At 64.1% G+C, this 12,293-nt stretch carries 7 protein-coding genes; 3 read left to right on the forward strand and 4 right to left on the reverse strand.

What is annotated here, in order from left to right; translation table 11 throughout:
• Positions 1-89: 89 nt before the first annotated feature.
• Both ACYCFC_RS00665 and ACYCFC_RS00670 read left to right on the forward strand, forming a co-directional pair.
• Positions 90-866, forward strand: a complete 777-nt coding sequence (locus ACYCFC_RS00665) for a response regulator transcription factor (RefSeq protein WP_181084818.1) — start codon at positions 90-92, stop codon at positions 864-866.
• Complete coding sequence (locus ACYCFC_RS00670; RefSeq protein ID WP_459652847.1) at positions 863-3,256, forward strand: hybrid sensor histidine kinase/response regulator; 2,394 nt, start codon at positions 863-865, stop codon at positions 3,254-3,256. Before ACYCFC_RS00665 ends, ACYCFC_RS00670 begins: the two co-directional genes overlap by 4 nt.
• Positions 3,257-3,325: 69 nt before the next feature.
• On the opposite strand, the gene ACYCFC_RS00675 is transcribed toward ACYCFC_RS00670, so the two are convergent.
• From ACYCFC_RS00675 to cmoA, 4 genes are all read right to left on the reverse strand, one after another.
• Positions 3,326-6,109 carry a hybrid sensor histidine kinase/response regulator gene (locus tag ACYCFC_RS00675; protein WP_459652848.1) on the reverse strand — a complete coding sequence of 928 codons (2,784 nt, stop codon included), beginning with the start codon at positions 6,107-6,109 and terminating at the stop codon, positions 3,326-3,328.
• Positions 6,106-7,389 carry an ABC transporter substrate-binding protein gene (locus tag ACYCFC_RS00680; RefSeq protein ID WP_459652849.1) on the reverse strand — a complete coding sequence of 428 codons (1,284 nt, stop codon included), beginning with the start codon at positions 7,387-7,389 and terminating at the stop codon, positions 6,106-6,108. Before ACYCFC_RS00680 ends, ACYCFC_RS00675 begins: the two co-directional genes overlap by 4 nt.
• Before the next feature lie 176 nt (positions 7,390-7,565).
• Entirely contained in the window at positions 7,566-8,528 is a 963-nt protein-coding gene (cmoB, locus tag ACYCFC_RS00685; RefSeq protein ID WP_181084810.1) for a tRNA 5-methoxyuridine(34)/uridine 5-oxyacetic acid(34) synthase CmoB, read from the reverse strand.
• Entirely contained in the window at positions 8,525-9,268 is a 744-nt protein-coding gene (cmoA, locus tag ACYCFC_RS00690) for a carboxy-S-adenosyl-L-methionine synthase CmoA (RefSeq protein ID WP_459652850.1), read from the reverse strand. The genes cmoB and cmoA overlap by 4 nt, the downstream gene beginning before the upstream one ends.
• Positions 9,269-9,381: 113 nt before the next feature.
• Here cmoA and ACYCFC_RS00695 point away from each other — a divergent pair, with 113 nt between their 5' ends.
• On the forward strand, positions 9,382-12,012 hold the full coding sequence (locus ACYCFC_RS00695; protein WP_459652851.1) for a mechanosensitive ion channel domain-containing protein: 2,631 nt from the start codon (positions 9,382-9,384) through the stop codon (positions 12,010-12,012).
• Positions 12,013-12,293 lie beyond the last annotated feature (281 nt).

Genomic DNA, 12,293 nt, shown 5'->3' on the forward strand with positions numbered 1-12,293 from the left:
ATCTGGGCTTTTGAATAAGAGGGCGTGACCTTTGCCAGAGGAGGACATCGCCGAAGAACCTGCCCTTCGACTTGAGAGAACAAGTTGTCATGTTCGCGAGCAAAGATATTGGCCATACCCCGCTGATCCTGGTAATCGACGACACGCCAGAGGGGTTGAAACTGCTGCTGCAGCAGATTCGCGCCCAGGGTTGGCGGCTGTCGCTGGCCAGTGAGGCCCGCCAGGGACTGCAACGGGCTCTGGCGCTGCGCCCCGACCTGATCCTGCTCGACGTGCATATGCCGCAGATGAACGGTTTCACCCTGTGTCGTCTGTTGCGCGAGTCGCCGACCTCTCGCGATGTGCCGGTGATCTTCCTGACCTCGGCCGGCTCGCTTGAGGAGCGCCTGGAAGGGCTTGAGCTGGGTGGCGTGGATTACGTACTCAAGCCGTTCGAGCCAGCCGAGGTGCTGGCTCGCATGCGCGTGCACTTGCAACTGGCACGTCGCGCCCGACCGGCTCAGCCCGCGCAAGAGCAGTCGGATGTGGTGGATGCAGAACAGTTGATTCTGCAAGCGGCGCTACGTCTGATCGCTCAGGAACTTGCGGACTTGCCGCAGTTGGCGGATATCGCGCGCAAGGTCGGTACTCACGACAAGCGCCTGTCGACCATCTTCCGCAGTCATCTGGGAACCTCGGTGTTCGCCTATGTGCGCGAGCTGCGAATGCGCCGAGGTCAAGAGCTGCTGGCCGACAGCGGCATGAGTGTGCAAGACATCTCCGAGCAGATCGGTTTTCGCAGTGCCTGTAACTTCACGACGGCATTCCGTGCGCGCCACGGTGTGACGCCGAGTCAGTTCCGCGAGCGGCTGCGAAGCCATACATGAGCCGACTGTTGTTGCTGTTGCTGCTGTTGTCCGCGTCGCTGCCGTCACAGGCGGGGGATAGCGATTGCCGGTTGGCGCTGCAAGAGACAGTGCTACTGTTCGAGGACCCCGGCGGCGCACTGACGGTGGACGTCGTGAGCCGGCTTCCTGCGGAGCGCTTCCAGGCGCTGCATCGGGGTGCCTTCCCGTACAGCTTCAGCTATTCGGCCTTCTGGTTGCGCCTGCAGGTGCGCAATCCGGGCACGGAGTTCTGTCATGCCTGGCTGCAGGTCGGCGAGCCGCGTCTGGAGCAGGTGCAGGTCTTCCAGCACCAGGACGGGCAATGGCATGAGATGCGCGCCGGCAGTGTTTATCCGTTGCCGGAATGGAGCGTGCAGCAGCGCCAACCGTTGTTCCCGCTACTGGTCATGGCCGGGGAAGAGCGCGAGGTAATGGTGAGAGTCGCCAGCCGCAGCCTGTTGGCCGTGGCGCCACGCCTGCACAGTGAGGAGCAACGCTTGCGCAGCGGCGAGCGTGCCAGCCTGATCGATGGTGTGGTGCTGGGGATCATGTTGCTGATCGTGCCGTTCGGCCTGATCGTCGGCGTGCAGATACGTTCCATGCTGCTGCTGGCCAATGCGCTGTCGAGCCTGGCCTACCTGTTGCTGACCGGTGTGGTCAACGGCTACCTGTTCTACCTGCCGGCGCTGTTGCCCTGGTCGCGCGAGCTGGTGGGCGTGCTGTCCGGCTGCGCCGCGCTACTGTTCATGCTCTACATAGGCATCCTGTTCCAGGTGCCTCGTTTGCCGCCGCTCTGGCGCGCGCCGCTGATTCTCTACTCGGTGGCGGTGGGCGTACTGTTGCTGGGCGGCACGGTGTTCGACTTTGTCGGCAGCCGCAACCTGTTCAGTACGTTGCGCTGGGGTTTCTACATGCTGGTGCCGCTGCTGTGCCTGGGCGTCTGGTGGCACGGGCTGCGGCTGAGTTGGCTGGGCTGGGCGCTGACTGCCTTGCTGGTGGTCCAGGGACTCATGCCACTGCTGTTCCTAGATGGCCAGCCTGCGCCCTGGTCGTATGGCGAGGATCAGCTTGATCTGGCTTCGGGGCTGATGGGGGCGGTGCTGTTGTTCTTTACCCTGATCTCGGAATTCACCCGTACCCGGCGTGATGCCCGGCTCGTCAGCGCCGAGTTGGAAGCGTTGCGGGCAGCCGAGCAGCAGCATCTGGAAAGCACGGTGGCGCGGCGAACCGAGCAGTTGCGCGAATCGCTGAAGGCGCGCAGCGCGCTGTTGGCGCGGATCAGCCATGACCTGCGTTCGCCGTTGAGCGGCATTATCAACTATACCCGCCTGATCAACGATGAGGGTATCCAGGACTACCCGCAGCGCATCGAGCGCAACGCGCGTCTGCAACTGGAGCTGATCGACGAGCTGCTGGAGTTTTCACGGGGCGAGTTGTCACAGGAGGAGCTGGTACTGGCGCCGGGTTACCTCTACGGCTTCCTGCACGAGATCGGCAGCGAGGCGCATTTTCTTGCCCAGCGCCAGGGTAATCGCCTGGATTGCCAGTTCGCGACCGATCTGCCGCTGCTGGTACAGGCCGACTTCCGGCAGTTGCGCCGGGTGCTGGTCAACCTGCTGGGAAATGCCAGCAAGTTCACCCGCGAGGGGCTGATCGTGCTGCGGGTGGAGAATCTCGGGGCCGAGACACAAGGTTTCTCCCTGCGTTTCAGCGTGGCGGACAATGGCATCGGGCTGACGGAGGACGTTCGCGAGCAGTTGCTGCGACCGTTCCAGCGCGGCGGCAACGTCCACGGTGTCGAGGGGTTCGGTCTTGGCCTGGCGATAGTCGACGACTTGCTGCGACAGATGGACAGCACGCTGGCCTTCGAGGACAGGCCCGGCGGCGGCACGCTGTTCAGCTTCGTGCTGCGGGTGCAGAGCGCTTCCGAGGAAGCGGTGGAGCAGGTCTTTCACGACGCTCACGCAACGGCCAGTGATGGTGCGGGGCGGCGCATCCTGCTGGTGGAAGACGTCGAGCTGACACGGGAGTTTCTTGGCGACCTGATCGCCGGCCACGGCTATGACGTGACCCTGGCGGGCAGCGGCGAAGAGGCGCTGGCGTCCATCGCCTGGGCGGACGTCGATCTGGTGATCACCGATCAGTTCATGTCGGGCATGGACGGCTGGGCGCTGCTGCGTGAGGTGCGCCGCCATCGACCGGGCCTGCCGGTGCTGCTCTACTCGGCCTCGCCGGCACGCGCCGAGAACAACGGCGAGCGGCTGCGTTTCGACGCCGAGCTGCTCAAGCCGGTCAGCGCCGAGGAGTTGTTGTCCTGTATCGAGCGACTGTGTGGTCAGTCCGGTGACTCTCAGCCCGGCCCTATTGCGAGGGAGATGAAACTGGGCTGAGGCTGGGTTCGAGTGCGTAGTTTCCTGACCCCTCGAGGTGTAGGTACGCGAATGACAGGCCGCGCGCCACTAGGTGAAGTGCCGCCGCAGGGCTTCGGCAGCGTCATTCGCGGCTTGCTGAATCGCCAGTGCCTGGCGGCGCACCTCGTCCTGATCGGCGTCGCGTAGTGCCTCGTGCAGGGCGCGGCCCAGCTGGCCCAGGTGCTGGAGGCCGGCGTGTCCGGCGGTACCGATCAGGTCGTGGGCGTTCTGCCGTAGTGTTGCCGGATCGCAGGCCTGGCCGATGGCAATGGCACCGAACAGCTCGCCGCGTCGCTCGCAGTCCTCGACCAGCATTTCCAGCATGCGGCTGAAACGCTCGTTGCTGATCAGCTGGCGCAGATGTTCCAGTGGCCTTGGGTCGAAGTCGACGACGGGGGTTGCAGGACGTACCGGCGGGGGCGGCGGCACCCATTCGGAAACCTCTTGCGGCGTCAGGCAATGGCGGATCAGCGCCTTCCACAGCAGTTGTTCGTCGATGGGCTTGGCTACGTGGGCGTTCATACCGGCGGCCAGGCATTGCTCGACGTCCTCCTGGCTGGCATTGGCTGTCATGGCAATCACTGGCAGCTGGGCGAAGCGCGGCTCGCGGCGTAGCTGGCGGGTGGCGCTTAGACCATCCAGTTCGGGCATCATCATGTCCATCAGCACGGCTGCGTAGGTGTTGTCCGGAGACTGACGCAGCAGGTCGAGCGCGTGCCGGCCACCCTGGGCCTGGTCGAGCTGGATGCCGGCCTCGCGTAGCAGTTCGCTGGCCACCAGTCGGTTGAGCTCATTGTCGTCCACCAGCAGCAGGCGCAGACCTTGCAGGTTTTGTGGCGAGATCGGGGCTGGTTCCTGCGGGGCTTCGACGGTGACTGGCGGTATCTCTTCGACCCGCACGCGGAACCAGAAGGTGCTGCCCTCGCCAGGCTGACTGCACATGCCTACCTCGCCGCCCAGCAGTTGCGCCAGATTACGCGAGATGGCCAGACCCAGACCGGTGCCACCGAAGCGTCGAGTGATACTGCTGTCGGCTTGCTGGAAAGGCTGGAATAGATGGATCTGCTGTTCCTCGCTGAGGCCGATCCCCTGATCCTTGACCTCGCCATACAGGTAGGCCGATCCCTGCGCGCTGTGCCGCAGGTCGAGGCTGAGGTGAACCACGCCATGCGTGCTGAACTTGACGGCGTTGTTGGCGTAGTTGAGCAGGATCTGGCTGATGCGCAGCGGGTCGCCGAGCAGCGTTGGCAGGTGCCCGGCCGGTTCGATTCGCAGCTCCAGGCCCTTTTCACCGGCGTGCTCGGCGACCATCTGCTGCACGCCGTCAAGAATATGCTGGGGCACGAAGGCGATCCGTTCGGCTTGCAGGTGGCCGCTGTCGCTTTTCGAGAAATCAAGAATGTCGTTGATGATGCCGAGCAGGTGCTGGCCGGCGCGCAGAATATTTTCCAGGCGCCCACACAGTTCAGGCTCCAGAGGGTGGCGCAGACTCAGTTGCGTGAGGCCGATGATGGCGTTCATCGGCGTACGGATCTCGTGACTCATGGTCGCGAGGAAGGCGGTCTTGGCCTGGGCTGCCTGCTCGGCCTGCTCCTTGGCATGTTCCAGAGCACTGGCTTGTGCCTTGCTCTCGCTGACGTCCAGCCACACCCCATTGAACAGGGTGCCGCCATCTTCCGTGCGACGAGCGCTGGCCAGGGTTTTAAGCCAGAAATGCCGCCCGTCCAGGGCCACCAGCAGGTCGAAGTCGAGCGGTTCCAGACTGGCGCGGCTGTGGGCTATGAGCTGTTCGATAGCCACCAGTGTCTCGGCGGCGAGTGGTGCGCGTACCTCGTCCAGCAGCAGGCCCGAGGGCGTTGGGCCGAGCCGCTGGGGGCCGATGAAGCCGGCGGCCTTGCCGCTGAGGAAGACGAAGTGCTGGCTGCCGTCGGCGCGTACCAGCAGCTGGAATAGCGCGCCGGGCATGGCGTCGGTGAGATCCATCAATTGCTGTGACAGGCGGCGTACCTCGGCGCTGGCGGCCACTTCCAGCTCCAGGCGGTCGGCGCGTTGCATGTCGTCGCGGAACCCCAGCAGCGTGCGCGCCATGCGACCGAGTTCGTCGCGCCGCGCAGTATGGGCGATGGGGTGCTGGTAGTCGCGCTGGCTCAGGCGGCTCATGGCCTGGGTCAGCTGGTTGATCGGTCGCGAGATCTGCGTCAGTGCCAGCCAGGCGGACAGACCGATGAAGGTCGCCAGAGCCAGGCCGAAGGCCTGCGCGGTATTTCGCAAGGTGGCGCGGGAGGTGGCACCGATGCGCTCCGAGGACTGCTGAAAGTGATTGGCGATGGCGCTGCGCAGCGTGTCCATTTCGCTGCGCAGTGCTTGCAGTCCGGGGTCGAAGCGGGTGTGGATGATGTTCAGGGCGCGATCACCGCGCCAGCGCGTTGCCGCCTCGATGATGTCCGTGGCGAGAGCGAACACTTCGCGCTCCTGTTCGCGGATTTTCGCCAGCCGCAGCGTGGGCTCGTCGATCAGCGGTACGATGGCATCGATCTTGTCGCGGAAGGCCGCCTGCTGCTGCGCCAGGCGTTCCTGGGTGGCGCGCATGCGGGCCACTTCCTGCTCGGTCAGCACGCTGAATACCAGACGGCTGGCGTCGCTTAGGTCGAGCAATGAGGCGTCGATCAGCATGGCTGCGCGGGCGTCGCGCTCCAGCAGGGCGCTGTAGTCGCGGTTCACCGCGCGCAGGTTGAGCATCGAATAGAAGGTGATGATTGCCGACAGGGTGCCCAGCAGGATCACTGGAAGCACGCTCTTGCTGGTGACGCTCAGGCAGTCGAGGAATTTCATGGCTGGATTTCCTGAGTGGCGTTGGCGCGCGCGGCGGCAATGACGGCGCGTAGGCGCCGACTGGCCTCGGCATCGTCGATACGGCTGTAGAGGTGGTCGCTGACCACTTGGTAGATATCATTCTTGACCGGGCCTGGATTGGCATTACCCATGGCGATGGAGCCCATCAGAGTGCGACGCATGTTGGCTCCGCGCAGGTCGCTGATGGCCTGGCGACCGCAGACGTCAAACCTGTCACGCGGTACGTCGACTCGCGCTGGTGCGGCGCCGGTGGCGAGGTTCAGATCGCGTTGCAGTGCAATGGTCATCAGCGTGCTGACGAAGGTGCGGCGGGTGTCTGGGTCCGCCGGGTGGACGCTCAGCAGCATGTATTGGTCGCTGTTGAAGAGAAACACGCCTTGGGTATCGGGGAAGCGCAGGCACTCGTAGTCGCGCCCCGGCTGCAGGCCATGGAAGTGGAATTCGCCATCGACCCAGCTGCCCTGTACTTGGAGCAGGGCCTGGCCGTTGCGTACCAGGTCGGTGGCCTGATCCCAGCTGCGCCTGGCGAAGCCGGGGTCGAGGTAGCCGCGCAACTGGCTCATGCGCTGGAAGATGAGACGTAGCAGGTCCTCGTCGAGGGCACTCGGGTCCAGTTCAAGGAAGGCGCGGCGGTAGAACTCCGCGCCGCCGGCGCCGACTGCCACCGATTCGAACAGAAGGGTGTGCTCCCAGGCCTCGTGACCGATGGCCAGGGGGATCAGGCCGGCGGCCTTGGCCTTGTCGAGCATGCCGAGCAGGTCGGCCCAGGTGTCGGGTGCTTCCAGGCCGAGGCGGGCGAACTGTGCGTGGTTGATCCACAGCCAGTTGGTCGAATGGGCGTTGATCGGCGCGGCGACCCAGTGGCCCTGGTATTTGGAAAGATGCTGGATGCCGTAGGGCACCACCTCATCCCATTCTTCGGCGGCGGCGATGTCGTCGAGGATCACCAGTTTGCCCTGGCTGGCCCAGTCATGGATGTCGTAACCGATCACCTGCGCCGCCATGGGTGGCTGGCCGTTGGCGGCACGTTGTTTGAGCATATCCATATAGCGGCTGGTGCCGCTGCCGGCGAAGACTGTCTCATACCAGGCCAGCCCTTTTGCTTCGGTGTGATGGCGGATCACGTCGATGCTGGCGCGCTCTCCCTCTGACACCCACCAGTGGGACACCTCGACCACACTTGGCTGCTTGGCCAGCGCCGACCAGAGCGGGGCGCAGCAAAGCAGGCAGGCGAGCAGTAGCGAACGGTGCGTGGGCATCAGTTTTCCTCGGGTGGAGTGCAGGTTTTTCTGAGGCTGATTCTTGCCTCCACAAGCGCGCACGACAATCGTCGTGCGGTTTTGCGCGCGTTCGTGAGGGGGGCTGTTCGTCGGCTTCAAGCAGGCCGTCAGCGAAATGAAGCAGTTGACCTGCGGCAGTAGGGGCTGAGGCAGGCTCAGGGCTTGCGTGCAATCAATACCGCACGCATCGGCGCAGGCAGGCCCTCGATGGTCTTGCCGTGGTCCTGCGGGTCGAGAAAATCAGACAGCGACTGATAGCGCATCCAGTCCGTGCTGCGCTGCTCGTCGGTGCTGGTGACGCTGACATCGACACAGCGCACGTCGGCGAAACCCGCGCGGCGCAGCCAGCACTCCAGCGCCGCCACCGAAGGCAGGAACCAGACGTTGCGCATTTGCGCGTAGCGATCTTCCGGGACCAGAGCGGTGTGTTCGTCACCTTCGACCACCAAGGTTTCCAGCACCAGCTCACCGCCCCTGAGCAGGCAATCCTTCAGCTCCAGCAGGTGGTCGACCGGTGAGCGGCGGTGATAGAGCACGCCCATGGAAAACACCGTGTCGAAGCCTTCGAGTTTTGCCGGCAGCTCTTCCAGCGCCATCGGCAGGTGCCATGCAGGCAAGTTATGGAGGTAGCGCTTCATGGCGTGGAACTGACAGAAGAACAGCCAGTTCGGGTCGATGCCCACCACCGAATCGGCGCCGGCTCCGAGCATCCGCCACATGTAGTAGCCGTTGCCGCAGCCGACGTCGAGGATGCGCTTGCCGGCAAGGTTGAGGTGCGGCGACACGCGCTCCCACTTCCAGTCCGAACGCCATTCGGTATCCACGTGCACGCCGAAGACGTCGAAAGGCCCCTTGCGCCACGGCGACAGGCCGAACAGTGCGTCATGGGTGGCGGCGCGCGTCGCCTCGTTGCAATCGCCTTCCAGGCGGAAGGCCTCGCGCAGCTCGACGGAAACGGGCTGGATATCCGGCAGCGCATCGACCGCACGGCGCCAGCGCGGCAGGTCGCCGTGGCCGATGGCAAGCTTGGCCTCCAGTTGCTGCTGCAGGCCGTTGGCCCAGGCGGCCAGCGGAGTGCCGGCCAGGCGCCAGGCGAGGGGTGTCAGGTCGAGATTCATGGCAGGGCGATCAGCGAGGCGAAATTCAGGCATTGGAACCAGGGCACCACCTTGGAAAAGCCGGCATCCAGCAGACGCTGGCGGTGAGTTTCCAGGCTGTCGGGCTTCATCACGTTCTCGATGGCGCTGCGTTTCTGGGCGATTTCCAGTTCGCTGTAGCCGTTGGCGCGCTTGAAGGCGACGTGCAGGTCGGTGAGCAGCTCATGCTCCTGTTCGTCCTCGAAGCGCAGCTTCTCCGAAAGGATCAGCGCGCCACCCGGAACCAGTGCCTGGCGAATGTTGGCCAGCAGGGTGGGGCGTTGCTCGGGCGGAATGAACTGCAGGGTGAAGTTCAGCGCCACCAGCGAAGCGGGTTGAAACTGCAGCGCGAGGACGTCCGCCTCGATCACCTCGACCGGCAGCAGCTCCTGAAACATCGAATCCTGACCATGCAGGTATTCGCGACAGCGTTCGACCATGGCGGCGGAGTTGTCCACGGCGATCACCTGGCAATTGTCAGCCTTGACGTGCCGGCGTAACGCCTGCGTCACGGCGCCCAGCGAGCAGCCGAGATCGTACAGCTGCGTATTGGGCTGGGCGAACTGCGCTGCCAGCACGCCGATATTTTCGACAATGGTGGGGTAGCCGGGCACCGAACGCTTGATCATGTCGGGAAAAACCCGCACCACGTCCTCGTTGAAAACGAAATCCTGGGGCTGGGCGAGGGGCTGGGCGAACAGGCGATCTGGATCGTGGCTCACGGCGGCGTCTGGGCAGGTAAAAAACAGGGCGGCATTGTAGCGGAAAGCCTGGAGGTAGTCCGAGGGGGAAAGAAGCTGAAGAAAACGGAGCGCGCGATGAGGTTGCACATTGCTTGAAACTCAGTGCCTCCATCGATGCCCAATTCGAAACGGCCACCAGGCTTGCCGCCAGTTCTGTTGGGAATGCCGCTCCTTGTTTCAGCATGCCTCAAGGTCTTATTCGACTCATGTATAGATTTCTTTGTGTTCCGTTCATTGCCGTTCTGTTGCAACTGGCTGGGCCGGTGCAGGCTCAGAGTGATTCGTCGCGGGTATCACCTCAGGATGCACGGCGTGCTGCCGAGGTGCTTCAGGACGAGGTGCGGCGTGCCGACGTGCTGACGACGCTCAGAGTGATCGCGGACGACGCTGCCGCGGTGCCGGCAGCGGGCGATGCTGAGGGTGAAGTGGCGCCAGCCGAGGCTCCGCTTGCGACTGAACCGGAGCCGGTGATAACGCCGCTGGAAGAGGGCGGTCTGATTGCACGGATGCTGGGTCAGGTCGCGCGTTGGGCCGATGGCCTTGGCCAGCAGGTGGGGCAGGTCAGGGGGGCCTTGCTGGAGCTTCCCGCATGGTTCGATTCGATTTTCCGGTCACAGGCGGGGCGGGCGTTGCTTGTCGATGCGCTGATAGCCTTGGCCGTGGTCTTTGTTCTCGGCCTGCTGGTGGAGTGGGCGCTGCGGCGAATGCTGCGCAGACCTTGCCTGGCCTTGCAGGAGCATGCGCGGCAAGTTGAGGAGCGTGCGCGCGTCGCCGAGGTGGTCGAGGGCTCACTGCCTGGCCAGCAGCAGGCCGGACAGATCGATGCCGAGCGCGCGGCGGTAGCCGCCGCCACCCAGCCCGAGCAGCCCGGCGTCGCGCTGGTGCAGACCATCCGAGACGGTGTCGAGAGGGTCGAGGCCATTCCGATAAACGCTCCTGAGCAGAAAGTCGCCGAGCCGGATAAAAGCGCGGTGGCGGAGCCGGCCACGACGGAGCGCAAGGTTAAGGCACGGCGTGACGGCAGGATCGGCGAACATCGCGGTGCGCTAAGGCACCTGCCGTTCGCGCTTGGCATCTTTCTTCTGGACCTGCTGCCGCTGGCCCTGTTTTTCTGCGTCGCCGCACTGGTCATGCATCTGTATCCCAGCCTTGACGAGCGGACCCGTGAGGTCGCTGGCGTATTCGTTCTCGCCTACCTGTTCACCCGCCTGAGCATGGCGGTGGTGCGCTTGTTGATATCGCCGGGTGGCTATGGCCTTCGGGTTTTCCGGTTAGGCGGCGAGACATCGCGACTGCTGAATCACTGGGCGCTGTACTTCGTGGCGCTGGCAGCCTTCGGGATCGCCGTGGCGGATGCGCTGCAGACGCTCGGCGGCGGGTCGGCGGGGCGCACCGCGATCCTGAAGTTCGTCTCGCTGCTCGCTCACCTGATGATCGTCATGCTCATCTTCAGGCTGCGGCGACCGGTGCGCGATGCCATCGCGCCCAAGGCGGGCAGCAGCGGGCCTATCGCGATCCTTCGTCACTGGGCCGCACAGATCTGGGCCATCGCTGCCGCCGTGTTCGTCATGGGCATGTGGGTGGTCTGGGCGCTTGGCGTCGAGAACGGCTTCCCGAGGCTGATCGAGTTCATCGGGATGACCGGTGGCATCGTGGTGCTCGGCCGCCTGGCTGCGGTGCTGATACTCGGTGCCCTGGAGCGGGCGTTCGTCGGCGATCAGGATGGAGATAGCGGTACCGATGCGGCACAAACGTCAGATGGCGTACGCAGCCGGTTGGTCGAGCAGTTGTATCCGTTGGTACGCTGGCTCATGTCATTGTTGATCGCAGTCTGCGTGCTGGTCGCGCTCTTCCAGGCCTGGGGCTTCGATGCGATCAGCTGGTTCGCGGCGGGAACCATCGGTCGCAGCCTGGCCAGCGCCGTGATGACGATCACGATTGCGGTGATCCTGGCGCTGGTGGTCTGGCAACTGACCAATGCCGTGCTCGAGCGGCGTATCGCCCGCTGGAGCGAAAGTGGGGAAGTGATGCGGGCCGCGCGGCTGCGCACGCTGCTGCCGATGCTGCGTACGGGGCTGATGATCATGATCATGCTGGTCGTCGGCCTGACCGCACTCAGCGAGGTCGGCATCAATACGACGCCCCTGCTGGCGGGCGCGAGCATCATCGGCGTCGCGCTGGGCTTTGGTTCGCAGAAGCTGGTCCAGGACTTCATCACCGGCATCTTCCTGCTGATGGAAAACGCCATGCAGGTGGGCGACTGGGTGACGGTCGCGGGCGTTTCCGGGACGGTGGAAAATCTGTCGATTCGCACCGTGCGCTTGCGCGCGGGCGACGGCTCGCTGCACATCGTTCCGTTCAGCTCGGTGTCCACGGTCAATAACACCAACCGCGGTATCGGCAACGCGGCGGTGCGGATCAGTGTCGGCTACGACACCGACATCGACCAGGCGATCGCAGAACTGAAGAAGATCGGCGCGGAGTTGCGCGCGAACCCGGCGTTCGCCAACCTGATCATCGACGACCTGGCCGTCTGGGGTGTCGACTCGGTGGATGGCTCGATGGTGACGCTGGCCGGGCAGATGCGTTGTGTCGACAAGGGCCGCTGGGGCGTGCAGCGCGAGTTCAACCGGCGCATCTTCGAACACTTCCGCGAGCTGGGCATCCAGATCGCCGATCCGCGCGAGCGCCTGGTCGTGCCCCAGGGCATGGCTGATACCTGATGGGCCAGGTATCGGTCGGGAGCAGTTCGTTGGAGGAAATATCCTCCAATACCGGGACGCCGCCAAAAGCTATGCTCTTTTAAACGGCGAACCAGCTCGAAAATTTCCCTTTGTACTCGAGGCTGTATTTCTTGTGCTTGAACACTTCTCGACGTGAGCTTACTGAAAGTGTCCTTGTAACGTGTAGAACCCGTTCTGTGATTATTCTGGGTTAGGGCCAATCGGAACCATGCCACCGGCTCACACCCAGGTGGCTGAAGATAGCGATGCGATAACCTCTA

Source organism: Stutzerimonas sp. NM35, from assembly GCF_054604355.1.

What these genes read in the sequence shown, in the direction of transcription:
- ACYCFC_RS00665 (WP_181084818.1), top strand. Translation starts at nt 90, where the DNA reads ATGTTCGCGAGCAAAGATATTGGCCATACCCCGCTGATCCTGGTAATC.
- ACYCFC_RS00670 (WP_459652847.1), top strand. Translation starts at nt 863, where the DNA reads ATGAGCCGACTGTTGTTGCTGTTGCTGCTGTTGTCCGCGTCGCTGCCG.
- ACYCFC_RS00675 (WP_459652848.1), bottom strand. Translation starts at nt 6,109, where the DNA reads ATGAAATTCCTCGACTGCCTGAGCGTCACCAGCAAGAGCGTGCTTCCA.
- ACYCFC_RS00680 (WP_459652849.1), bottom strand. Translation starts at nt 7,389, where the DNA reads ATGCCCACGCACCGTTCGCTACTGCTCGCCTGCCTGCTTTGCTGCGCC.
- cmoB (WP_181084810.1), bottom strand. Translation starts at nt 8,528, where the DNA reads ATGAATCTCGACCTGACACCCCTCGCCTGGCGCCTGGCCGGCACTCCG.